Origin of the sequence: Streptomyces kronopolitis (assembly GCF_050953795.1) — a bacterium.
Taxonomy (GTDB): domain Bacteria; phylum Actinomycetota; class Actinomycetes; order Streptomycetales; family Streptomycetaceae; genus Streptomyces; species Streptomyces kronopolitis_A.
This window is the reverse complement of record NZ_CP191850.1, coordinates 4,476,258-4,499,311: the sequence shown is the minus strand read 5'-3', so window position 1 is coordinate 4,499,311 and position 23,054 is coordinate 4,476,258. Positions and strand designations below refer to the sequence as shown.

Sequence of the window (23,054 nt, the reverse complement as noted above, 5' to 3'; positions counted from 1 at the left end):
CACCCGCCGCCGGACGGCCGCGGCCCGACCAGGGCGTCAGCCGTCGATCAGTCCGTGTTCGCCCAGGTAGTCGAGCTGCGCCCGGACCGACAGCTCGGCGGCCGGCCACAGGGAGCGGTCGACATCGGCGTACACGCTCGCGACGATCTCCCCGGGGGTGCGGTGGCCGGCCTCGACGGCGGTCTCCACCTGGGCGAGCCGGTGCGCGCGGTGTGCCAGATAGAACTCCACGGCCCCCTGGGCGTCGTTCAGCACCGGCCCGTGGCCCGGCAGGACCGTGGCCACCCCGTCGTCGACGGTGAGCGCGCGCAGCCGGCGCAGCGAGTCCAGATAGTCGCCCAGCCGCCCGTCGGGGTGGGCGACCACCGTGGTGCCGCGCCCCAGGACCGTGTCGCCGGTGAGGACCGCGCGATCGGCCGGGAGGTGGAAGGAGAGCGAGTCGGCGGTGTGACCCGGGGTGGGCACCACCCGCAGCTCCAGGCCGCCGGTGGTGATGACATCGCCCGCGTCGAGCCCCTCCCCGCCCAGACGGAGCGTCGGGTCGAGCGCCCGTACGGCCGTCCGGGTCAGCTCGGCGAAGCGGGCGGCGCCGTCTGCGTGGTCGGGGTGACCGTGGGTCAGCAGGGTCAGCGCGACGCGCTTGCCGGCCTGCTCGGCGGTGTCGATGACGGCCCGCAGGTGGCCCTCGTCGAGCGGCCCGGGGTCGATGACGACGGCGAGGTCGGAGTCCGGTTCGGCGACGATCCAGGTGTTGGTGCCGTCCAGCGTCATCGGCGAGGGGTTGGGGGCCAGCACGCAGTGGGCGCGCGCGGTGGCCTGCCCGGAGAGGGCCCCGCCACGCGGCCGGCCGGGAAGAGCGGTCGGATCGGTCATGCGGGGGTCCCTCCCGGGGGGCCGGAGCGGTCCGGGAGGCCGTCGGCGCCCCCGGGAGCGCCGGATCCCGTGTCCGTCTGCGCGATGTGCTTGGTGAATTCGTCGTGCCCCGGCCAGCTCAGCTCGATCCCGCCGCCCACCACCCGGGCCCGCGCCAGCACCGGCGTCAGGTCCTGGGCCTCCGCGGCGGCCAGCGCGTCGGCGGCGGTGGCGTACGGCCGGAGTCCGCGCAGCGTCGCGATGGTCGGCGGCATCATCAGCAGCTCACCACGGTCGTAGCCGTCGGCCGCCTCCTGTGGCCGGATCCAGACCGCGAGATCCGCCTCGGTGGACGCGCCGGGGGCCGAGGCGGGTGCGCCCCGGGGGCTCGCCTCGGGTCCTTGGGGGAGGGTCCGCTGTCCCTCGGGCAGCTCCGCGACGAAGAACCAGGTGTCGTAGCGCCGCGGCTCGAACTCGGGGGTGATCCAGCGGGCCCAGGCGCCCAGCAGGTCGGAGCGCAGGACCAGTCCGCGGCGGCCCAGGAAGTCGGCGAAGGACAGTTCGTGGGCGACGAGGGCGGCGCGGTCCGCCTCCCAGTCCTCGCCCCTGGTGTCGGCGACGACCGTATCGGCCGAGGCGCCGGCGAGCAGCACGCCCGTCTCCTCGAACGTCTCGCGGACCGCGGCGCACACGATGCTCTGCGCGGTGGCCGGATCGACGCCCATACGGACCGCCCACTGGGCGCGCGAGGGGCCGGCCCAGGCCACCGGGCGCTCGTCCCGCGGATCGACGGACCCGCCCGGATAGGCGTACGCGCCCCCGGCGAAGGCCATGGAGGTGCGTCTGCGCAGCATGTGGACGGCGGGGCCGCCGGCGGCGGAGTCCCGCAGCAGCAGAACGGTCGCGGCCCTGCGGGGCTCGGCAGGGGTCAGCTCGCCGTTCGCGAGTGCCCGGATGCGGTCCGGCCACTCCGGCGGGTACCACTGGCCGTTGGTCGTGGACGCCATGGCCGGATGCTATGCGCTCGCGCGCGGATGTTCGAGGGCCACTTTCGCGCCGGAGGGCCCCTGCTGACGCGGGGCCCTCCGGGGCACGGCACACGGGGCGGACGTCACCGCCCCCACGACCGGACTATTCGGCGATCTGCACCTGGATCTCGACCTCGACCGGCGAGTCGAGCGGGAGCACCGCCACGCCCACCGCGGACCGGGCGTGCACGCCCTTGTCGCCGAGGATCTCGCCCAGCAGCTCGCTGGCGCCGTTGAGCACGCCCGGCTGACCGGTGAAGTCGGGCGCGGAGGCCACGAAGCCGGTGACCTTGACGACCCGCTGGATCCGGTCGAGGTCGCCCACCACGGACTTCACGGCGGCCAGCGCGTTCAGCGCACAGGTCGCGGCGAGTTCCTTCGCCTGCTCCGCGCTGACCTCGGCACCGACCTTGCCGGTGGCCGGCAGCGCGCCGTCCACCATCGGCAGCTGGCCGGAGGTGTGCACATAGGCGCCGGAGCGCACCGCGGGCTGGTAGGAGGCCAGCGGCGGCACGACCTGCGGCAGCTTCAGACCGAGCGTCGCGATCTTCTCCTCCACCGCGCTCACGCCTGCTTCTCCCGCTTCAGGTAGGCCACCAGCTGCTCGGGGTTGTTCGGGCCGGGGACGACCTGGACCAGCTCCCAGCCGTCCTCGCCCCAGGTGTCCAGAATCTGCTTCGTCGCGTGCACGAGGAGCGGCACGGTCGCGTATTCCCACTTGGTCATGGGGCGAGCGTAATACGTGTCCACGGCAGCGGTGGACGCCGTGTGCCGCAGCCCGTCCCCGCCCCTCCCGCACGCCTGCCGCCCGCCCCCTACGGCACATCCCTGACGCGTCCCCGAGGGACCGCGGGCAGATCTCCGGGGTGTCCCGGGCGCCATCCCGGGCGTACTCGGGACGCAGACTGGTTAGGCTCCTTGGCGTGAGCAGGCTCCATGTCGTCAGCGGCAAGGGCGGCACCGGCAAGACCACGGTCGCCGCCGCCCTCGCCCTCGCCCTGGCCACCGAGGGACGCCGTACCCTCCTGGTCGAGGTCGAGGGCCGGCAGGGCATTGCCCAGCTGTTCGAAACCGAAGCGCTTCCCTACGAGGAACGCAAGATCGCGGTGGCTCCGGCGTCGGACGGCGCGGCGCTCCGGGCGGCCGCCGGGACCGAGTCCGGCGGCGAGGTGCCCCGGGGCGGCGGCAGACGCGGGGGCGGCGAGGTGCACGCCCTCGCCATCGACGCCGAACGCGCCCTGTTGGACTACCTCCAGATGTTCTACAAGCTCGGCAGCGCGGGCCGGGCGCTGAAGAAGCTCGGCGCGATCGACTTCGCCACCACCATCGCGCCGGGCCTGCGGGACGTCCTGCTGACCGGCAAGGCGTGCGAGGCCGTCCGCCGCAAGGACAAGAACGGCAGGTTCGTCTACGACGCCGTGGTGATGGACGCCCCGCCGACCGGCCGCATCACCCGCTTCCTGAACGTCAACGACGAGGTGGCCGGCCTGGCGAAGATCGGGCCGATCCACAATCAGGCGCAGGCCGTGATGCGCGTCCTGAAATCGCCCGAGACCGCGGTGCACCTGGTGACGCTCCTGGAGGAGATGCCGGTCCAGGAGACCGCGGACGGCGTCGCGGAGCTGCGCGCCGCCGGCATCCCCGTGGGCGGCATCGTCATCAACATGACCCGCCCGGCGCTGCTGGACAACGGCGATCTCGACATCGCCGCCCGCGGCGCCCGGGCAGGCGTCGCCAAGGCGCTCTCCCAGGCCGGTCTGGGCGGCGCCCGCCGCGGCGGCCTGGCGGACCGGCTGATCGACCCCCTGCTGGAGCAGGCCCGCGAACACGCCGAGCGGGTCGAGCTGGAGCGCGCCGAGTACGCCGAACTGACCGCCATCGGCCTGCCCACCTACGAGTTGGAGCTGCTCCCCGAGGGAGTGGACCTCGCCGGGCTCTACCGCCTGGCGAGAGACCTGCGGAAACAGGGGCCCATATGACCGCGGACACCACGACGCTGGACGCCTCGGCCCCGCGGCTGGAGGTCGATGCACTCATCGACGACCCGCACACCCGCATCGTGGTGTGCTGCGGCTCGGGCGGTGTCGGCAAGACGACGACCGCCGCGGCGCTGGGCGTGCGGGCCGCCGAGCGCGGCCGCCGGGTCGTCGTGCTGACCATCGACCCGGCCCGGCGGCTGGCCCAGTCCATGGGCATCTCCGAGCTGGACAACGTCCCGCGCCGGGTCAAGGACGTCGACGAGTCCGCGGGCGGCGAACTCCACGCGATGATGCTGGACATGAAGCGCACCTTCGACGAGATCGTCGAGGGCCACGCGGACGCCGACCGCTCCCGCGCCATCCTGGAGAACCCCTTCTACCAGTCCCTGTCGGCCGGTTTCGCGGGCACGCAGGAGTACATGGCGATGGAGAAGCTCGGCCAGCTGCGCGCGAACGACGAGTGGGACCTGATCGTCGTCGACACCCCGCCGAGCCGCTCCGCCCTGGACTTCCTGGACGCTCCCAAGCGTCTCGGCTCCTTCCTGGACGGCAAGTTCATCCGGGTGCTGATGGCCCCGGCGAAGGTCGGCGGCCGGGCCGGCATGAAGTTCCTCAATGTCGGCATGTCGATGATGACCGGCACCCTCAGCAAGCTCATGGGCGGCCAACTCCTGCGCGATGTGCAGACGTTCGTGGCCGCCATGGACACCATGTTCGGCGGCTTCCGCACCCGCGCGGACGCCACCTACCGGCTGCTGCAGGCGCCCGGCACGGCGTTCCTGGTGGTGGCCGCGCCGGAGCGGGACGCGCTGCGCGAGGCGGCGTACTTCGTCGAGCGGCTGGCCGCCGAGCAGATGCCGCTGGCCGGTCTGGTGCTGAACCGCGTGCACGGCAGCGGCGCGTCCCAACTCAGCGCCGAGCGCGCGCTGGCCGCCGCGGAGGCCCTGACGGACCAGCGGGCCGAGGACACCCATGCGGACGGGGCGGACACCCACCCGGCGTCCACCGCCCCCGCAGAAAATAATCTTGAAGCCGACGGCATTGTGGATCTCGACGCCGGGAAGGCTGGACCACGTACCGCCGGCGGCCTCTCCCCCGCCACGGCGGAGCATGTGACACCCACCTCGGCCTCGGCAGCGCAACTGGCCGCCGGGCTGCTCCGACTGCACGCGGAACGCATGCAGGTGCTCGCACGCGAACGACGCACGCGGGATCGCTTCACCGCGCTGCATCCCGAAGTTCCGGTGACGGAGGTCGCCGCGCTGCCCGGCGATGTCCATGACCTCGCGGGACTGCGTGCCATCGGCGACCGTCTGGCACAGAACCTCACGGACACCGACGACTGAACGACCGCGAAGACCGACCAGCACCGCCGGCAAATCGCTACCGACACCGACGACTGAGCCGTACATACGCCGGCTCAGCCACCCCCCTTCCACCGCTCGCCCACCACCGGGTCCGACGAGCGGACCGAGCGCGACCGGACCGAGCCATCGGCCGAAGGTTCTCGGCCAAGTTCCAGCGGCTCTTCCGACTGCTCCGACTCTTCTCCGGTCTCCCGGCCGGCCGCCGGGGCTACCCGACCGCGGCGAACGCGTCGAACATCTCGTCCTCACAGTCCACGGACAGGATGCCCGTGCTGCGCTCGTACTCCGTGCGCGCTGTCTCCAGCAGCCGGCGCCACGACGTCACGGTCGGGCGGCGGCGCAGCAGCGCCCTCCGCTCGCGTTCGGTCATCCCGCCCCACACGCCGAACTCCACCCGGTTGTCCAGGGCGTCGGCCAGGCACTCCGTGCGCACCGGGCATCCGGTGCACACCGCCTTGGCGCGGTTCTGCGCCGCTCCCTGAACGAACAGTTCATCCGGATCGGTAGTGCGGCAGGCTGCCTGTGCACTCCAGTCGGTTACCCAGCTCATGCTGGCGCCGTCCTCTCCCGAATCGAGGCTCCCCCACGGCGGCAATCGGCATATTCACCGTTGCCAGTTGAGGACGTTACGGAAGGCAGGCAGGGCGCAACACCCCCTTCGGGCCCAATCTTGAATGGTCCGAACGGACTATGCGTATGCGGCAGATCACCCAACGGAGTGACCGCAGGGCATACCTCACTTTGCACCCAAGGCGGGATAGTTCACCGCCCTGACACGGGAGTTTTGTCGTCATACACGGACACGTGGGGGCGCGGTCCGCAGGGAGTGGGGGTTGACGAACTCATGCGTAACCGTTCAGCTGGGCAGCCGAGAACAGGCTAAACGAACAGGTGCACCCCTGTCCGGCGGATGAAGAACGTAGGGTGCCCTCATGCCTAAGAAGCGCGACGGCGGAGGTCTGTCCAAGACGCAGCAGGCCGCCAAGTTCCTCGGTGTCAGCGTCCTGGCCGGAGCGGTGCTCGCCGGTCTCGCGCTCCCGGCGGCCGGGGCGCTCGGTCTCACCGCCAAGGGAACCGTCGAGGGCTTCGACGACATCCCGGCGAACCTCAAGACCCCGCCCCTCAGCCAGCGGACCAGGATCCTGGACGCCGACGGCGGTGAGATCGCCAAGGTCTACTCCCGTGACCGCACGGTCGTCGGCATCAAGGACATGTCGCCGTACATCCAGAAGGCGATCGTGGCGATCGAGGACGCGCGCTTCTATCAGCACGGCGCCGTCGACCTGAAGGGGATCCTGCGGGCGGTCAACAAGAACGCCCAGTCGGGCGGCGTCTCCCAGGGCGCCTCGACGCTGACCCAGCAGTATGTGAAGAACGTCTTCGTCGAGGAGGCGGGCGACGACCCGGACAAGGTCGCGCAGGCCACCCAGCAGACCATCGGCCGCAAGATCAAAGAGCTGAAGTACGCGATCCAGGTCGAGAAGGAACTCGGCAAGCGCAAGATCCTGCAGAACTACCTCAACATCACGTTCTTCGGGCAGCAGGCCTACGGCGTCGAGGCGGCCGCGCAGCGCTACTTCAGCAAGGACGCCAAGGACCTGAACCTCCAGGAGTCGGCGCTGCTGGCCGGTCTCGTCCAGTCGCCCAGCCGCTACGACCCGGTCAACGACCCGCAGGAGGCGACCCGGCGGCGCAACACCGTCCTGCAGCGGATGGCCGACCTGAAGGACATCACGCAGGCGCAGGCCGACGCGGCCGCCAAGAAGCCGATCGAGCTGGCGGTCAGCCGCCCCAAGAACGGCTGCATCACCGCCACCGACGGCGCCGGCTTCTTCTGCGACTACATCCGCAAGACCTTCCTCGGCGACAAGTCCTTCGGAAAGACCCGGAAGATCCGGGCGAAGCGCTGGAACGAGGGCGGCATGACCATCCGCACCACCCTCGACCCGCAGACCCAGAAGTCGATCCAGTCCTCGCTCGCCGAGCACGTCTACGACGACGACCCGGTCGCCGGCGCCGCCAGCATCGTCGAGCCGGGCACCGGAAAGATCCTCGGCATGGGCCAGTCGCGCCCGTACGGCTTCGGCGCGAACCAGACCGTGATCAACCTCTCGGTCGACCACCGCATGGGCGGGGGCGCCGGGTACCAGCCCGGCTCGACCTTCAAGCCGGTGATCGCGGCGGCCGCGCTGGAGCAGGGGACCAGTCCCGAGCAGGAGTACCCCTCGCCGTACCGGATGCCGTATCCGAGCCCGGTGCAGACCTGCGACGGCGAGTGGCAGGGCACCGACACCACCCAGAACGAGAACAAGGAAGAGGTCGGCCCGTACGGCATGAAGGAGGCGACCGCGAAGTCGGTCAACACCTACTTCGTGCAGCTGATCAGCGACATGGGCATCTGCCCCGCGGTGAAGATGGCCCAGAAGATGGGCATCGAGCGGGCGGACGGCAAGCCGCTGCAGCAGGTGCCGTCGATGACCCTCGGCGTGCAGGAGATGTCGCCGCTGACCATGGCCGCCGGGTACGCCGCCTTCGCCAACGGCGGGGAGTACTGCTCCCCCGTCGCCATCGAGTCGATCACCGACGCGCGGGGCCGGGCGATGCGGGTCCCGCAGACCAGCTGCCGCAGCGCGATGTCCAAGAAGACCGCGGACACGGTCAACACCCTGCTCAAGGGCGTGGTCGAGGACGGCACCGGCAAGGAGGCCGGCCTCCACGGCCGGGACAGCGCCGGCAAGACCGGCACCAGCGACAGCCGCTACGCCGCCTGGTTCGTGGGCTACACCCCGAACGCGGCCGGTGCGGTCTGGGTCGGCGACCCGCAGCACAAGCGCAAGATGTACGACATCACCATCGGCGGGGTGCCGCACGACAAGGTCTACGGCGCCGACACCCCCGGACCCATCTGGCGGGACGCCATGACCGGCGCCCTGGACGGCCGGCCGGCGCCCGGGCTGCCCACCGTCCCGATCGACGATCCCGTCAAGGACAAGGGCCGGGGCGACGACGGCGACAAGGGCCCCGGGCCGCACAAGCCCGGCCGGGGCGGCCACGGCAAGAAGCACGGCGGCGGATTGCACATCCCCGGCTTCCCGGACATTCTGGGCGGCGGTAACGGCGGCTGGTAGACGGCCCGTTGGCCCGTGGGCGGCCGGTCGGCCCGTAGGGCATGTGCCGGTCGCCCCTACGGAACGCGGCGAGGGGCGCCCCCACCACGGGGGCGCCCCTCGGCGTTCCGGCGGAAGGACCGCCGCCGCTCAGCCGGCCAGCAGCTTCTTCACCACCGCGGCCACCCGACCACCCTCGGCGCGGCCGGCCACCTGGGGGTTGACGATCTTCATGACGGCGCCCATCGCCCGCGGCCCCTCGGCGCCGCCGGCCCTGGCCTCCGCGACGGCGGCCGCGACCAGGCCCGCCAGCTCCTCGTCGGTCAGCTGCTGGGGCAGATAGTCCGCGAGCACCCCGCCCTCGGCGCGCTCCCGCTCGGCCTGCTCGGCGCGGCCGGCCTGGGAGAAGGCGTCCGCGGCCTCCCGGCGCTTCTTCGCCTCGCGCGCGATGATCTTCTCGACCTCGTCGTCGGACAGCTCGCGTGCCACCGTGCCCGCGACCTCCTCCTTCTGGATCGCGGTCAGCGTGAGGCGGAGGGTGGAGGAACGCAGCTCGTCGCGCGCCTTGATCGCGACGGTGAGGTCATCCCGCAACTTGGACTTGAGCGTGGTCATGCCGTCGAGTATGCCCCCACCCACCGACAACCGCCGCGCCTTTTCCCGCCGGGCAACGGCCCTACCCCCACCCGGCGGACCCCGGCCCGCCCGTGCGCTGCACCCACCCCCGTCACTCTGCGACGATGGAAGCATGCGCGCGCGATACGGAGTACCCCTGGCCCTGACCGCAGTCGGCGCGGCCGGCCTGACCTATGCCGCCGGCTTCGAAGTCCGCTCCTTCCGCCTGCGGCGCGTGACCGTGCCCGTACTGCCCCGGGGCATGCGGCCGTTGCGCGTCCTGCAGGTCTCCGACATCCACATGGTCAGCGGACAGCGCAAGAAGCAGCGCTGGCTGCAGTCGCTCGCCGGGCTGCGCCCCGACTTCGTCGTCAACACCGGCGACAACCTCTCCGACACCGAGGGCGTGCCGGAGACGCTGGACGCGCTGGGCCCGCTGATGGAGTTCCCCGGCGCCTACGTCTTCGGCTCAAACGACTACTACGGACCCAAGCTGCGCAACCCCGCCCGCTATCTGGTCGAGCGGGTCAGGGGGCGGCACGGCCTCAACGGCAACGCGCCCGTCGTGGGGGCGGTCCACAACCCGTGGGAGGACCTGCGCGACGCGTTCGACGCGGCCGGCTGGGTCGGCCTGTCCAATTCCCGCGGCCGCCTCAAGCTGGAGGGCATCGAGATCGCCCTGACCGGCCTGGACGACCCGCACATCAAGCGGGACCGCTACGCCGAGGTCGCCGGCGGCCCGGAGTCCGGCGCCGACCTCTCCCTGGCCGTCGTCCACGCCCCCTATCTGCGTTCCCTGGACGCCTTCACCGCCGACGGCTACCCGCTGGTCCTGGCCGGCCACACGCACGGCGGCCAGCTCTGCATCCCCTTCTACGGGGCCCTCGTCACCAACTGCGACATCGACCCCGACCGGGTGAAGGGCCTGTCCACCCACACCGCCGGCGGCCACACGTCCTTCCTCCACGTCTCCGCCGGCTGCGGCACCAACCGGTACACCCCGGTCCGCTTCGCCTGCCCCCCGGAGGCCACCCTGCTGACGCTGACCGAGCGGGGCTGAGGGCCGGCAGGCAGCACGCCGGAGCGGGTCCGGTCGGGACGGAGGGTGACGCGGTCGGCGGCCGGCGCACACGAGCCGGGCGGGCAGTGCCGCCGTACGGGCTGACACGGTCGGGGGACTGAGGCGGTCGGGGCGCTGACGCCGGCCGTCCCGGCGCCGGCGCGGTCCGGGGCCCGGGAATCCATGCCGCTGCTCGGGCCGGCACCCGCCCGCGGCGGCGAAGGGCCCTGCCACGGGCTCCCCCGGGCCGGAGTTTTGCCGGACGGGGGCTCCCGCGCCCGCTGATCATCGCCGTAACGTGGAGGAATGTCCGACCCCACCCGGACCTCGCAGTCCACGCGCCACGCCACCGGTCCCGCCGGTGCCGCCGCCCGCACCCCGGCAGCGGCCGTCGCCCCCCGGATCCGCCGCCCCCGGGCGGCCGCCTTCCGTGCCCTCATCAGCGCGGCCGCGCTCACGGGCACGCTCCTCGCGGCCGCCGGCGCCACCGCCCCGGCCGCGCTCCTCGCCCGTTTTCCCGTGCAGGCCAACCTCGCCGCCGCGCTGGTCTTCGCCGCCGCGGCCCACCGCGCCTGGAACGGCCGCCGCGTGGTGAGCCCCCGACTCACCGGCGCGCTGCTGCCCTTCCTCTTCCTCCCTGCCCTTCTCCACCACGCCCTCCCCGCCGCGGACTCCACGGCCTTCGCCCTGCCGCACGCCGCCGCCCCCACCGTCCCCCAGGCACTCGCACACCAGCTCCTCTACCTCGCGACGCCCCTGGCCGCCCTCGCCGACTGGCTCCTGCTGACGGCGCCGCGCGGCTTCCGTGCGGCCTGTACCTGGCAGTGGCCGGTCTACCCCCTCCTCTACCTCGCCTTCGCCCTCGCCTTCCCGGCCGCCGCCGGAGCCCCGTCGCCCGGCGCCGCCACCGCGCTCGGCATCGGACTGGCCGGCTGCCTCCTCCCCTTGATCGTCATCGGGATCGACCAGGTCAGGCCCGCTCCCCGGCTTCGCGGGAACCGGATTTCACCTACGGGGATCGGTCCGCTAAAGTAGAGCTCGTTGCTTCGGGGTGTAGCGCAGCTTGGCAGCGCGCTTCGTTCGGGACGAAGAGGTCGTGGGTTCAAATCCCGCCACCCCGACTGAGAAGTAGCAGTTCAGGCCCGGTTTCCGGAAACGGAAACCGGGCCTGACGTGTTCTCCGCCCGGGTGGGGCGGAAGGCTTGGGAGAAGACGGGAAGTGCGCGCCCGTGAGCGCCGCCCACTGACGCTCCTTCAGGGGTTTTTCCCACGTGCGGGGCGCGGACGCGAAGTGATCCGCGCCACAGTCGGCGGGCGGAACAACGCCGCCCCTCCGAGAACCACTTGACCGCCACTGCCGTCCCCGGCCCGCGCACACTCCCCCGTGCCGCGCCGTTCGGTACCGGTCCCTCCCCTCGTGGGGACCGGTACCGAAGGGCGCGGCTGCGCCGATCCGCGCCCCCCGTACCGGCGCGGATCGAGCCTGGCGGCACCCGTGGTCGTCGTGGCGGCAGTACCTGGCGGGGCCCGCGCGCCAGGGGGGCTCACGCTCCTGCGCCCGTTCCGTGACCGCCGGCGTCACTCCGGCGGAAGCTACGAGACCTTGCCCCGGGGGTTGTCTTTCCGAGCGCCGGACGGTGGCCTGTGAGGGCGACGCCGCGTGCTGCGCTGCTGCGTCGTGATCCTGTCAGGTGTGGCTCTTCCGGAGGAGCTCGTGGCATCGGGCCGACGGCATCGTCGCAGGTCAGCCAGATAAGGTGAGTTTTCCGGTCCGGATGTCCAGGCGCGGGGGGAAGTAAGGAGTGGAGACCTTGAGTTCCGGCTCAGGGGCACGCACGGCCTTCGCGGAACGTCTCGCGCTGCTCTACAAGGAGGCCGGCAACCCTCCCCTCAAGAAGGTGGCCGAAGCGGTCGTCCGGCTGCACCGGGTCGACGAACGCGGGCGGCCGGTGCGGGTGTCCGTGCAGCGGATCAGTGACTGGCGGCGGGCCAGGAACGTACCCGCCCAGTTCGCCGCCCTCGCCGCGGTGCTGCACGTCCTGATCCCCCAGGCACGGCGGGTGCGGCCCGCGCCGGTGTCCGCGGGCCTGTACGACCTGGCGCAGTGGCAGCTGTTGTGGGAACGCGCGGTCGGCGACCGCGCGGCGGCCCCCGCGGAGGACGAGGAACGCCTCCCGGCCGAGGCCCCGGCCGTGCCCGGTGTGTGCCCCTACCAGGGGCTGGCCGCGTACCGCCGGCACGACGCCCGGTGGTTCTTCGGACGGGAGCGGAGCACCGCCGCCCTCGTCGCCCAGCTCCGCGCGGCGCAGGAGTCGGGCGGTCTGGTCATGCTCGTGGGCGCCTCGGGGGCGGGGAAGTCCTCGCTGCTGAACGCCGGTCTGGTACCCGCCGTGCACGACGGCGCGCTGGGCGACGGGAGCGGCCGGGCGAGGGAGGTACTGCGGCTGGTGCCGGGCGCCGATCCGGTCGCGGAGCTGACCCGCCGGATACCGGAGCTGGCTCCCCTCGCCACCGTCGCGCCGGAGCCGGCGGGGCAGGAGCCCCGCGCTCCGCACCACGCGCGGGCGGTGCGGGAGGCCGCGGCGGCGTGGGCGCGGCGCACGGCGCCCTCCGGGGCCCGTCCGGTCCTCGTCGTGGATCAGTTCGAGGAGGCCTTCACGCTCTGCTCCGACGAGGCGAGCCGCCGCACGTTCCTCGCGCTTCTGCACGCCGCCTGCACGCCCGCGGCCCCGGGTGATCCGGCCCCCGTCCTCGTCGTCCTCGGCATCCGCGCCGACTTCTACGAGCAGTGTCTGGGCCATCCCGAACTGGCCGACGCGCTGCAGCACCGGCACATGGTGCTCGGTCCGCTGACCGCCGCGGAGCTGCGCGAAGCGGTGACCGGTCCGGCCAAGGCGGTGGGGCTGGAACTCGAACCGGGGCTGGCGGAGTTGATCGTCCGGGAGGTCAGTGCCGGCGGCCTCGGCGGCGCGCACGACGCGGGGGTGCTGCCGCTCCTGTCCCACGCGCTGCTCGCCACCTGGCAGCGGCGCACGGCGGGGCGGCTGACGCTGGCCGGCTACCGCGCGGCGGGCGGCATCCAGGGCGCGGTGGCGGCGACCGCCGAGCGGGCCTGGTCCGGTCTCGGCCCGACCGCCCGCACGGCCGCGCGGCTGCTCCTCCTGCGGCTGGTCCGGCTCGGCGAGGACACCCGGGCCACCCGCCGGCGGGGGACGCGGCGCCAACTGGCCGAGGAGTCCGCGGATCCGCGCAGGACGGCGGAGTCGCTCGAAGCGCTGGTGCACGCCCGGCTGGTGACGCTCGACGCGGAGGCCGTGGAGATCACCCATGAGGCGCTGCTGCACGCCTGGCCCCGGCTGCGCGACTGGATCGACGAGGACAGGAAGGGCAATCTGCTGCGCCAGCGGCTGGAGGAGGACGGCCGGGCCTGGGAGGGCTCGCACCGCGACGCCTCGCTGCTCTACCGGGGTTCGCGGCTGGAACAGGCCCGTTCCTGGGCGCGGTCCGCCGGTGACACCTTTCTGACCCGGAACGCGGCGGAGTTCCTGGCCGCTTCGGTCCGGCTGCGCAGGCGCACGGTCCGGATCGGCCGCGGTGCGGTGGCGGCGCTGGCCGTCCTTGCGGTGCTGGCGGCCGGTGCGGCGGTGGTCGCCTGGCGGCAGCGGGACGACGCGGTGTTCGCGCAGGTGCTCGCCGAAGCCGACCGCGCCCAGTACACGGATCCCTCGCTCTCCGCCCGGCTCGACCTGGTGGCGCACCATTTGCGGCCGGACGACGCCGGGACGGACAGCCGGCTGATCTCGACGGTGAACGCGCCGCTGGCCACGCCGCTGCTCGGCCACACCGGCGCCGTCTACCTCACCTCGTTCAGCCCGGACGGACGGATTCTGGCCACCGCGAGCTACGACCGCACCGTACGGCTGTGGGACGTCGCCGACCCGGCGCGCCCCCTGCCCCTCGGCAAGCCGCTGACCGGCCACACGAGCTGGGTGAGCACCGCCGTCTTCAGCCCGGACGGACACACCCTCGCCAGCGCGTCGGACGACGGCGCGATCCGGCTGTGGGACGTGCGCGACCCCGGCTATCCGCGTCCGGTCGGCGCGCCCCTGACCGGCCACGGCGGCTCGGTCTACCTGCTGGCCTTCAGCCCCGACGGACGCACGCTGGCCGCCGCCGACGAGGACCACACCGTCCACCTGTGGGACCTGCGCGGCGCGCACCGGCCGAGGCCGCTCGCCCCCCTGACCGGCCCCACCGACGCGGTGCGCTCCGTGGCGTTCAGCCCCGACGGACACACGCTCGCGGCCGGCGGCGACGACCACGCGATCAGACTGTGGGACATGGCCGACCGGCGCCATCCGACGCCGCTCGCCCCGGTGTTGCGGGGTCACGAGGGCACCGTGCACTCCGTGGCCTTCAGCCCCGACGGCCGCACCCTCGCCAGCGGCGGCGCGGACGACACCATCCGGCTCTGGAACGTGGCCGCGCCACGGCGGCCGAAACCGCTCGGTGCGCCTCTCACCGGCCACACCGGCCCCGTGTGGTCCGTCGACTTCAGCCCCGACGGGACGATGCTCGCCGCCGGCAGCGCGGACAGCACCGCCAGCGTGTGGAACGTCCGCAATCCGGCGTACCCCTCGCAGGTCGGCGAGCCGCTCGCGGGCAGCAGTGGCGAGATGTACGCGGTGAGCTTCAGCCCCGACGGGCGCACCCTCGCCACCGGGAGCGGCGACAACGAGGCCCGCCTGTGGTCGATACCGGCGTCGGACATGATCGGCCGTATCGGGGCATTCCGCCCGGACGGACAGGTCCTCGCCACGGCCGCGCGCGACGGCCGGGCGCGCCTGTGGAACGTGCGCACGCCCCGCCGGCCCGCCCTGCTGGGCACACCGTTCACCCCCGGGAAGGGGGGTGTGCGGTCGATGGCCTTCTCCCCGGACGGCCACATGCTCGCGGCACTGACGGCCGACCACACGGTGCGGCTGTGGAACGTCACCGATCCGGCCCGGCCCCGCCCCTGCGGACCGCCCGTCGCGCTGCGGACGCGCTACGCGGGCGCCGGCGCGCTGGCCTTCAGCCCGGACGGGCGCACCCTGGCAACCGCCCACGAGGACCGCACCGTTCAGCTGTGGGACGTCAGCGCCCCGTCCCGCGTGCGCCCGCTCGGCGCGCCGCTCGCCGGCCACACGGGCTACGTCAACTCCCTCGCCTTCAGCCCGGACGGCCGCACCCTGGCCAGCGGCGCCGCGGACGCCACGGTCCGGCTCTGGCGGGTGGCCGACCCGCGTCACGCCACCCCGCTCGGCGCCCCCCTCACGGGGCACCTGGGCCCCGTCAACCGGCTCGCCTACAGCCCGGACGGCCACACCCTGGCCAGCGGCAGCGACGACAACACCGTCCGGCTCTGGAACGTCACCCACCCTTCCCAGACCACCCGGCTCTCCACCCTCAAGGGCCACACCGAAGCCATCGTGTCGCTGACGTTCAGCCCGGACGGCCACACCCTGGCCAGCAGTGGCAACGACGACCGCGTCCAGCTCTGGAACGTCACCCACCCCGACCGGGCCACTCCCCTGGGCCCCTCGATGAACCCGGACGCCAAGACGGGCAGCTTCCTGTCGTTCAGCCCCACGAGCCATCTGCTCGGCGTCTCCAGCGGCGCCGATTCCGTACGGCTGTGGAACCTGGACTCCGACGAGGCGATCCACCGCATCTGCGCGACCACCCGGGGCGTTCTGACGCCGAAGACGTGGCACGAGTACCTGCCCCGCCTCTCCTACACGTCACTGTGCGACGGGTGACGGAGCCGCCCCCGACCGAACCCGATTTGCACCGGTACCGGACGGAAATATTCCACTCACCACACCCACACGCCCCTTCAGCCCCCGTTTCCCGCCCTCGACAGCCCATGTCACGTGATCCCCGTCACAACACGACATTGCAGCCGGGAAGTTGGCTCCCGCCGCCCGAGCAGCCTTGTTAGTGTTGCCCCCAGCCCGATCGCTGGTGCATCCCCCGTCGCCAGCGGTCGGGCATTTGCGTGGTTGGGGTCGGGGGTGGTGTCGCCTGTTCCGGGGGGCGTTTCTTCCTGGAAATCGGAGTGGACTCCGCCGAGGAAGACGGCCTCCCCTTGGACGCGACGCCGGCCGAGCCCTGCACCCCACCCCTCACATCACCCTTGATCAAGCGGCAGTTCCAGCATCCGGATCGCGTTGCCGCGGAGGATTTTGTAGGTCACGTCCTCCGGGAGGCCCGCCACGTGTTCGGCGGCGACCTGCTTCGTGTGCGGCCAGGTCGAGTCCACGTGGGGGTAGTCGGTCTCGAACGTCGCGTTGTCGACGCCCACCGTCTCGATCGCCTCGACGCCGTGCTTGTCCCGGAAGAAGCAGCAGAAGATCTGCCGGTAGTAGTAGGACGACGGCGGCTCGGGGATCAGGTCCTTCACCCCGCCCCACGCCCGGTGCTGCTCCCAGACGTCGTCGGCGCGCTCCAGGGCGTACGGGATCCAGCCCATCTGCCCTTCGCTGTAGGCGAGCTTCAGCCGGGGGAACTTCACCAGGACGCCGCTGAACAGGAAGTCCATCATCGAGGCCATGGCGTTGTTGAAGCTCAGCGAGGCCTGCACCGCCGGAGGCGCGTCCGGCGAGGCCGCCGGCATCTGTGACGACGAGCCGATGTGCATGTTCACCACGGTGCCGTTCTCCTCGCACGCGGCGAAGAACGGATCCCAGTACCCGCAGTGGATGGATGGCAGGCCCAGATACGTCGGGATCTCACTGAAGGTCACCGCCCGTACGCCGCGTGCCGCGTTGCGCCGGATCTCGGCGACGGCGAGGTCGACGTCCCACAGCGGGATGAGGCACAGCGGAATCAGCCGGCCGCCGCTGTCCCCGCACCACTCCTCCACCATCCAGTCGTTGTACGCCCGGACGCAGGCGAGCCCGACCTCCTTGTCCTCGGCCTCCGCGAACGTCTGGCCGCAAAAGCGCGGAAACGTGGGGAAGCAGAGCGACGCCTCCACGTGGTTGAGGTCCATGTCCGCCAGCCGGGCCTTGGGGTCCCAGCATCCGCGGCGCATCTGCTCCCGGGTGATCCCGTCCAGGGTCATCTCGTCGCGCGAGAAGCCGACGGCGGCGATGATGCGCTTGTACGGGAAGATCAGGCCCTCGTACTGCCACCAGTCCGTGATCTGGCCCTCGGGGTCGGTGGTGAAGCGGTACTTCCCCCCGACGTACTCCAGCTCTCCGATCCCGGCGGTGAAGGGCTTCGGCCCCTTGTCGCGGTACTTCTTCGGAAGCCAGGTCTCGAAGAGGTGCGCGGGCTCGATCACGTGATCGTCCACGCTGATGACCTTGGGTAGCTCCGCCGTGCCGCTGTCGATGCTGCTCACGCTGTACCCCCAACTGCCCGCCGGTGCGTCACACCCTCACACTCCGGGACCGGTTTCTGACGACCCATCAGTTCCGAGGTTATGGGCTACCCCCTTCGACGACAAGGCACGGCCGGGAACTCCACCCCTTGCGCGTTCGCACGCCGTCCGCTGAACTGACACATCGTCAGCTAAGTGGTGAGGCGAGGGGGCAGCATGCACACGATCTGGCTCAGCGGCACCGAGTGGTTCGCCGTGCTCCGCATCGGCCTCGGGCTGTGGTGGCTGGAGAGCTGGCGCCACAAGGACAAGAAGACCTGGTTCGCCGGCGGCGGCATCACCTGGGCGGCCGGCATCGCGGCGGATCACCGGTGGCCCCCGGTACGCAGGAGCTTCGCGCGCTTCGTGAAGCCCCATCCACGGCTGATGGCGTATCTCGTCGCCTACGCGGAACTCGCTCTCGGCCTCGGGCTGATCGTGGGGTTCCTCACGCCGATAGCCCTGGTCGCAGGGGCCGTGCTCAACCTGATCTACCTCGTGCTGATGATCCACGACTGGGCGGAGCAGGGGCAGAACCTGATGATGGGGCTGATCTCGGTCACGGGGCTGCTCGCCGTGAGCTGGCAGAGCTGGTCGCTCGACGGGGCCCTGGGGCTGTTTCTGCGGTAGGGGCGGGGAATGGCGGGTGGCCTGCGCAGGTGGCCGGGTTGGGGGGGCGGAGGAGGCATGAGGTGGGTGCCGCACACGTCCCACCTCGGGCGATCGGCCTCCCGCACGTCGTCAAGGGGCGTTTGTTGTCGCATTCGGCGAAGTTATCCACAGCCTGGTGACCCTCGCCGACGGATTCGCGGCGCCGGGCGCAGAATGGGCTCATGACTGACGAGACGACCGCAGGCCCAGCTCACGCCACCGACCCGACATCTTTGACGCCCCCTACCCACCAGGGGTCCGGGACGACGGACTCGGCAGGACCCATAGCGGGAGCCGAGAGGCCGGCGGCGGGCTCCGGTGGCGCGGCGGACGCGATGCCGGACTGGGAGAAGCGCTTCCGCGCGCCGCGGATCGGGCTGCCCGACTGGGCCGAGGACGCCCCGGACCGCTCCCTGTTCGTCTCGAACGCCACCGGCACCTTCGAGCTGTACTCCTGGGACCGCTCGACCGGCGCGCAGCGGCAGGTCACCGACCGCCCGAACGGCACGACGGATGGGACGCTGTCGCCGGACGGCCGGTGGATCTGGTGGTTCTCCGACACCGACGGCGACGAGTTCGGCGTCTGGATGCGGCAGCCCTTCGAGGGCGGCCCGGATGAGCCGGCCACTCCGGGGATCGCCGCCGCCTATCCGGGAGGACTGGCGATCGGCCGGGACGGGACCGCGATCGTCGGCTGCTCCACGGACGAGGAGGGCTCCACGGTCCATGTCGTACGGCCCGGTGAATCTCCTGTGGAGGTCTACCGGCACCGCGAATCGGCGGGCGTCGGCGATCTCTCGCACGACGGCTCGCTGATCGCCCTGGAGCACACCGAGCACGGCGATGCGATGCACTCCGCGATCCGCGTCGTCCGGCCCGACGGCTCCACGGTCGCCGAGCTCGACGACACCGCCGGCGGGACCCAGGAGCTGGGCCTGTCGGTGATGGGCTTCGCCCCCGTCGACGGGGACACCAGGCTGTTGGTCGGGCACCAGCGCCGGGGCCGTTGGGAGCCGATGGTCTGGGACCCGCTGACCGGGGTGGAGACCGCCCTGGAGATCGACCTGCCCGGAGACGTGGGCGCCGACTGGTACCCCGACGGGTCGGCCCTGCTGGTGGAGCACGAGTTCCAGGCCCGCAGCGAACTGTGGCGCTACGAGCTGGGAGAGCCGGGCGGGACCGCGGGATCCGCGGCCGGGCGTCCGCTGACCCGGGTCGAGACCCCGGCCGGCACGGTCTCGGGAGCGACGGCCCGTCCCGACGGCACGGTGGAGTTCCTCTGGTCGTCTGCGGCGCAGCCCCCGGAGGTGCGCTCGACGAGCGGCAAGGTCGTGCTGGACCCGCCGGGTATGAAGGCCCCCGGGTCGGTCCCGGTGCGTGACGTCTGGGTGGAGGGCCCGGGCGGCCGCATCCACGCGCTGGTGCAGCAGCCCGCGGGCGAAGGCCCCTTCCCGACGGTGTTCGACATCCACGGCGGCCCGACCTGGCACGACAGCGACGCTTTCGCTTCGTCGCCCGCGGCGTGGGTGGACCACGGCTTCGCGGTCGTCCGCGTCAACTACCGCGGTTCGACCGGCTACGGCCGCGCCTGGACGGATGCGCTCAAGCATCGCGTCGGGCTGATCGAGCTGGAGGACATCGCGGCGGTACGCGAGTGGGCGGTCTCCTCCGGACTGGCCGACCCGGAGCGGCTGGTGCTGGCGGGCGGCTCATGGGGCGGCTACCTGACACTCCTGGGGCTCGGCATGCAGCCGGAGGCATGGGCGGTGGGCCTGGCGGCGGTCCCGGTCGCGGACTACGTCACGGCGTACAACGACGAGATGGAAGCCCTCAAGGCCATGGACCGGACCCTGCTGGGCGGCACGCCCGAGGAGGTCCCGGACCGCTTCGAGGCATCGTCGCCGCTGACCTATGTGGACGCGGTGCGGGCGCCGGTGTACATCTCGGCGGGCGTCAACGACCCGCGGTGCCCGATCCAGCAGGTGGAGAACTACGTGAAGCGCCTGGAGGGCCGCGGCCATCCCCACGAGGTCTACCGCTACGACGCCGGCCACGGCTCCCTCGTCGTGGAGGAACGCATCAAGCAGGTCCGCCTGGAACTCGACTTCGCCCAGCGCCATGTGGGTGCGAAGGAGTAGTTGACGGGCTGGGAATCCCGGGGTTGCGGACGGACGGTTGTTGCTCCGGGGCGGCCGCGTCGGGGGTGCGCGCCGGTGGGCTGGGGCTGAGGGTGGCCGGGGCTTGGCCGGCGTGGGGCTGGGCCTTTGCTGAGACCGGCACCTGGCTGGGGCTGGGCTCGCGGCTGAGCCTGGGCCTGCGCTGAGACCGGCACGGGGCTGGGGTCTGGGCGCTGGGGGCTGGGCCGGCATCGGTTGCCCGGCTCTAGGCCGGCGCTGGCTGAGGCTTGGGCTGAGGCCGTCCCCTGGCTGGAGCTTGGGGTTGGTCCGGGCCGTAAGTCGGCCATGGGCAGGTGGTGGTGGAGGTGGGTGGGAGGGGGCGGGCCCCCGGGGGGGAGGAAGAAGGGGAAAGCAGCCGACCCGGCCACCTCACCCCGCCCCCACCCCAACTCCCCCTCCCACACCCGCCCCCACGCCCAATCCCGCTCCCTCCCCCACACCCACACCCACACCCACACCATGGTGAGCCAACACCACATGCGGGTCAGTCCCGTTGGGGGTGGTGTGGTCGGTGTGGACGGTCGCCGCGGTGAGGCGGGGGACGGCGTGGATGAGGGCGTGTTCGGCGGCTACCGCGAGGGCGTGCGCCTGCACCACGGTCAGCCGGGAGTCGACGACGATGTCGGCCTCGGCACGCAGCGTATTACCGATCCAGCGCATCCGGACCTGGCCGATGCCGCGGACACCGTCCACGGAACGCAGCGCTCCCTCGGCGGCGTCGATGATCTCGGGGTCGACGGAGTCCATCAGCCGCCGGTAGACCTCCCGGGCCGCGTCGCGCAGCACCATGAGGATCGCGGCGGTGATCAGCAGGCCGATGAGGGGGTCGGCCGCCCGCCACCCGAGGGCCGCGCCGCCCGCGCCGAGAAGGACGGCGAGTGAGGTGAAGCCGTCGGTACGGGCGTGCAGACCGTCGGCGATCAGGGCGGCCGAGCCGATCCTGCGGCCGGTGCGGATGCGGTAGCGGGCCACCCACTCGTTGCCGACGAACCCCACGACGGCGGCCGCGGCCACGGCCCACAGATGGGTGACCTCGCGGGGGTTCAGCAACCGGTCCACGGCTTCGTAGCCGGCCAGCGCCGAGGAGGCGGCGATCGTCAGCACGATGGCGATGCCCGCGAGGTCCTCGGCACGGCCGTAGCCGTAGGTGTAGCGGCGGTTCGCGGCCCGTCGGCCGAGCACGAAGGCGATGCCCAGCGGGACGGCGGTCAGTGCGTCGGCGGCATTGTGGATGGTGTCGCCGAGCAGCGCCACCGATCCCGACAGCGCGACGACCACCAGCTGGATCACGCTGGTCAGGCCCAGGATGCCCAGGGAGAGCCACAGGGTGCGCAGGCCCTCGCGGGAGGCCTCCATCGCGGCGTCGACCTTGTCCGTGGACGCATGGCTGTGCGGGGTGACCAGGTGGGCGAGCCGGTGGCGCAGCCGCGACCAGCGACGGAAGCGGTGCGGCGGCTGAGGCCGGGAGTCCTGCCCGCCGCCCCCGGACACCTGCCCGCCCCCCTGGGACGGCTGCCCGCCGCCCCCGGACACCTGCTCGCCGTCCGGGCCGGGCCCGCCGTCGACGCCCTCATGACGGCGACCGGGCACGTGATCATGGTGGCGGTGGTCACGGCGCGCGTGCTCATGGCCGTGCGGGTGCGTGTGGTTGCCTGCCATACGGCCCACCGTGGCACGGCTGCTCCATTGCAGCTACTGCCGTGGTACGCCCTCTGACCAGGTGCAACACGGTTGCAGCAGCGGCAGGTGTCCGCCACGGCACCGGACGACCCTCAGACCTGCCCGGCCCGCGCCGCCTCGCCCTGCTCCGCGGCTCGCTCCTCGCCCCGGCCCGCCCCGGAGCCCTCGGCCCGGTCGCTCTCCGGCTCGGACCCGGCCGAACCCCCAGCCGAGGCCGCCCCCGCGCCGCCGCCCGCTGCGCCCTCGTCCCCCTCCGGCACGATGCCCAGCGCCAGGTCCTTGGCAGCTTCGGCGTCGCGGCGGAAGAGGCGGAACCACATGAAGACCACGAAGCCCGCGAAAACGAACCACTCGCCCGTGTAGCCGAGGTTCTGGAAGGCCTTCAGGTCCAGCCCGCTGCCCTCGGCGGCGGCCGGCGGAACCGCGTGCAGCGGCGCCTGCGGATCGGTCTGGGTGATCCACGCGTCGTGGACCGGGTACGGCACGATGTTGACCAGCGACGCCGCGCTGATCATGCCGAGCTGTCCCTGCGGCAGCCCGCCGCCGGCCTGCACGCCGTCGGTGCCCTGGTTCTCGGAGGCCTGCAGCGCCCCGGTGACCGTCACCTCGCCCTTGGGCGGCGCGGGCACCTTCGCCGTGTCGGCCTTCGAGGCGGCGTCGCCGGGCAGCCAGCCGCGGACGACCGGGAGCGCCTTGCCGCCGTCCGTACGCAGCAGATCAAGGACGTAGAAACCCTGCCGCTCGCCGCGCTTGTCCTTCAGGGTGCGGTCCGGTACGAGCAGTTGGTGGCCGGCGTCGTAGTGCCCGCGGGCGCTGGCCTGGCGACCGGAGGTCACCGTGTCGACGGGCAGCAGACTCTCCAGGGGGCGCGCGGCCGCCGCCTTGGCGCGGGCGGAGCGGCTCTCCTGCTGCTGGTGGTCCTGGACGCGGCCCTCGAAGCGGCTCAGCTGCCAGCTCCCCATGAAGAGGCAGAGCGGAATCGCCAGTACGGCGAACACGTTGATTCCCCACCACCGCGGGGTCAGCAGGAACCGGTACACGCCATTAACGGTACGGGGCCCACCCGGCCGGGCCGCACCGCCCCCTCCGCACCGGGCCCCGCCCACCGGGACCTGGCACTTCCGCCGGAC

Annotated in this window: 17 protein-coding genes and 1 tRNA gene; 9 read left to right on the top strand and 9 right to left on the bottom strand. The window is 72.5% G+C overall.

The window, feature by feature from the left end:
* Window positions 1–36 precede the first annotated feature (36 nt).
* From ACQP17_RS19900 to ACQP17_RS19885, 4 genes are all read right to left on the bottom strand, one after another.
* Window positions 37–873 carry an MBL fold metallo-hydrolase gene (locus tag ACQP17_RS19900; RefSeq protein ID WP_433857482.1) on the bottom strand — a complete coding sequence of 279 codons (837 nt, stop codon included), beginning with the start codon at window positions 871–873 and terminating at the stop codon, window positions 37–39.
* Entirely contained in the window at window positions 870–1,859 is a 990-nt protein-coding gene (locus ACQP17_RS19895) for an NUDIX hydrolase (protein WP_433857481.1), read from the bottom strand. Before ACQP17_RS19895 ends, ACQP17_RS19900 begins: the two co-directional genes overlap by 4 nt.
* A 124-nt stretch (window positions 1,860–1,983) precedes the next feature.
* Complete coding sequence (locus tag ACQP17_RS19890) at window positions 1,984–2,448, bottom strand: RidA family protein (RefSeq protein WP_433857480.1); 465 nt, start codon at window positions 2,446–2,448, stop codon at window positions 1,984–1,986.
* Window positions 2,445–2,606 carry a DUF4177 domain-containing protein gene (locus ACQP17_RS19885; protein ID WP_003975360.1) on the bottom strand — a complete coding sequence of 54 codons (162 nt, stop codon included), beginning with the start codon at window positions 2,604–2,606 and terminating at the stop codon, window positions 2,445–2,447. The genes ACQP17_RS19890 and ACQP17_RS19885 overlap by 4 nt, the downstream gene beginning before the upstream one ends.
* 197 nt (window positions 2,607–2,803) lie before the next feature.
* Here ACQP17_RS19885 and ACQP17_RS19880 point away from each other — a divergent pair, with 197 nt between their 5' ends.
* Both ACQP17_RS19880 and ACQP17_RS19875 read left to right on the top strand, forming a co-directional pair.
* Window positions 2,804–3,859 (top strand): ArsA-related P-loop ATPase, encoded by a 1,056-nt coding sequence (locus tag ACQP17_RS19880; protein ID WP_433857479.1) that lies wholly within the window; start codon window positions 2,804–2,806, stop codon window positions 3,857–3,859.
* Window positions 3,856–5,205, top strand: coding sequence for an ArsA family ATPase (locus ACQP17_RS19875; protein WP_433857478.1), 1,350 nt, complete (start codon window positions 3,856–3,858; stop codon window positions 5,203–5,205). Before ACQP17_RS19880 ends, ACQP17_RS19875 begins: the two co-directional genes overlap by 4 nt.
* A gap of 229 nt (window positions 5,206–5,434) precedes the next feature.
* Here ACQP17_RS19875 and ACQP17_RS19870 read toward each other — a convergent pair whose 3' ends face one another.
* Window positions 5,435–5,776, bottom strand: coding sequence for a WhiB family transcriptional regulator (locus tag ACQP17_RS19870; RefSeq protein WP_364873074.1), 342 nt, complete (start codon window positions 5,774–5,776; stop codon window positions 5,435–5,437).
* A gap of 382 nt (window positions 5,777–6,158) precedes the next feature.
* Between ACQP17_RS19870 and ACQP17_RS19865 the strand changes: the two genes are divergently transcribed.
* Entirely contained in the window at window positions 6,159–8,354 is a 2,196-nt protein-coding gene (locus ACQP17_RS19865; protein ID WP_433857477.1) for a transglycosylase domain-containing protein, read from the top strand.
* A gap of 129 nt (window positions 8,355–8,483) precedes the next feature.
* Here ACQP17_RS19865 and ACQP17_RS19860 read toward each other — a convergent pair whose 3' ends face one another.
* Complete coding sequence (locus tag ACQP17_RS19860; protein ID WP_433857476.1) at window positions 8,484–8,948, bottom strand: GatB/YqeY domain-containing protein; 465 nt, start codon at window positions 8,946–8,948, stop codon at window positions 8,484–8,486.
* 133 nt (window positions 8,949–9,081) lie between these two features.
* On the opposite strand from ACQP17_RS19860, the gene ACQP17_RS19855 reads away from it, so the two are divergent.
* From ACQP17_RS19855 to ACQP17_RS19840, 4 genes are all read left to right on the top strand, one after another.
* Window positions 9,082–10,008, top strand: coding sequence for a metallophosphoesterase (locus ACQP17_RS19855; RefSeq protein WP_433857475.1), 927 nt, complete (start codon window positions 9,082–9,084; stop codon window positions 10,006–10,008).
* 306 nt (window positions 10,009–10,314) lie between these two features.
* A complete protein-coding gene (locus tag ACQP17_RS19850; protein WP_433857474.1) occupies window positions 10,315–11,043 on the top strand; it encodes a Pr6Pr family membrane protein in 729 nt (242 codons plus the stop codon).
* Window positions 11,044–11,055: 12 nt separating this feature from the next.
* Window positions 11,056–11,129 (top strand) — tRNA-Pro (locus ACQP17_RS19845).
* 681 nt (window positions 11,130–11,810) lie between these two features.
* Window positions 11,811–15,809: an AAA family ATPase gene (locus ACQP17_RS19840; protein ID WP_433857473.1), complete on the top strand. Its 3,999-nt coding sequence runs from the start codon at window positions 11,811–11,813 to the stop codon at window positions 15,807–15,809.
* A gap of 371 nt (window positions 15,810–16,180) precedes the next feature.
* Here the strand turns inward: ACQP17_RS19840 and ACQP17_RS19835 are convergent, their stop codons facing one another.
* Window positions 16,181–17,398 carry an amidohydrolase family protein gene (locus tag ACQP17_RS19835; protein ID WP_433857472.1) on the bottom strand — a complete coding sequence of 406 codons (1,218 nt, stop codon included), beginning with the start codon at window positions 17,396–17,398 and terminating at the stop codon, window positions 16,181–16,183.
* A gap of 195 nt (window positions 17,399–17,593) precedes the next feature.
* Between ACQP17_RS19835 and ACQP17_RS19830 the strand changes: the two genes are divergently transcribed.
* A complete protein-coding gene (locus tag ACQP17_RS19830) occupies window positions 17,594–18,046 on the top strand; it encodes a DoxX family membrane protein (RefSeq protein WP_433857471.1) in 453 nt (150 codons plus the stop codon).
* Window positions 18,047–18,402: 356 nt separating this feature from the next.
* Window positions 18,403–20,205: a S9 family peptidase gene (locus tag ACQP17_RS19825; RefSeq protein WP_433859951.1), complete on the top strand. Its 1,803-nt coding sequence runs from the start codon at window positions 18,403–18,405 to the stop codon at window positions 20,203–20,205.
* 408 nt (window positions 20,206–20,613) lie between these two features.
* Here the strand turns inward: ACQP17_RS19825 and ACQP17_RS19820 are convergent, their stop codons facing one another.
* Both ACQP17_RS19820 and ACQP17_RS19815 read right to left on the bottom strand, forming a co-directional pair.
* Complete coding sequence (locus tag ACQP17_RS19820; protein WP_433857470.1) at window positions 20,614–21,903, bottom strand: cation diffusion facilitator family transporter; 1,290 nt, start codon at window positions 21,901–21,903, stop codon at window positions 20,614–20,616.
* A gap of 113 nt (window positions 21,904–22,016) precedes the next feature.
* The gene (locus tag ACQP17_RS19815; protein ID WP_433857469.1) at window positions 22,017–22,964 is read right to left on the bottom strand and encodes an SURF1 family protein; all 948 of its coding nucleotides are present in this window, start codon (window positions 22,962–22,964) and stop codon (window positions 22,017–22,019) included.
* Window positions 22,965–23,054: the final 90 nt, after the last annotated feature.

Excerpts from the sequence above, each read along its gene's own strand:
- ACQP17_RS19900 (WP_433857482.1), bottom strand. The coding sequence starts at position 873 with ATGACCGATCCGACCGCTCTTCCCGGCCGGCCGCGTGGCGGGGCCCTC.
- ACQP17_RS19895 (WP_433857481.1), bottom strand. The coding sequence starts at position 1,859 with ATGGCGTCCACGACCAACGGCCAGTGGTACCCGCCGGAGTGGCCGGAC.
- ACQP17_RS19885 (WP_003975360.1), bottom strand. The coding sequence starts at position 2,606 with ATGACCAAGTGGGAATACGCGACCGTGCCGCTCCTCGTGCACGCGACG.
- ACQP17_RS19875 (WP_433857478.1), top strand. The coding sequence starts at position 3,856 with ATGACCGCGGACACCACGACGCTGGACGCCTCGGCCCCGCGGCTGGAG.
- ACQP17_RS19870 (WP_364873074.1), bottom strand. The coding sequence starts at position 5,776 with ATGAGCTGGGTAACCGACTGGAGTGCACAGGCAGCCTGCCGCACTACC.
- ACQP17_RS19865 (WP_433857477.1), top strand. The coding sequence starts at position 6,159 with ATGCCTAAGAAGCGCGACGGCGGAGGTCTGTCCAAGACGCAGCAGGCC.
- ACQP17_RS19860 (WP_433857476.1), bottom strand. The coding sequence starts at position 8,948 with ATGACCACGCTCAAGTCCAAGTTGCGGGATGACCTCACCGTCGCGATC.
- ACQP17_RS19855 (WP_433857475.1), top strand. The coding sequence starts at position 9,082 with ATGCGCGCGCGATACGGAGTACCCCTGGCCCTGACCGCAGTCGGCGCG.
- ACQP17_RS19850 (WP_433857474.1), top strand. The coding sequence starts at position 10,315 with ATGTCCGACCCCACCCGGACCTCGCAGTCCACGCGCCACGCCACCGGT.
- ACQP17_RS19830 (WP_433857471.1), top strand. The coding sequence starts at position 17,594 with ATGCACACGATCTGGCTCAGCGGCACCGAGTGGTTCGCCGTGCTCCGC.
- ACQP17_RS19825 (WP_433859951.1), top strand. The coding sequence starts at position 18,403 with ATGCCGGACTGGGAGAAGCGCTTCCGCGCGCCGCGGATCGGGCTGCCC.
- ACQP17_RS19820 (WP_433857470.1), bottom strand. The coding sequence starts at position 21,903 with ATGGCAGGCAACCACACGCACCCGCACGGCCATGAGCACGCGCGCCGT.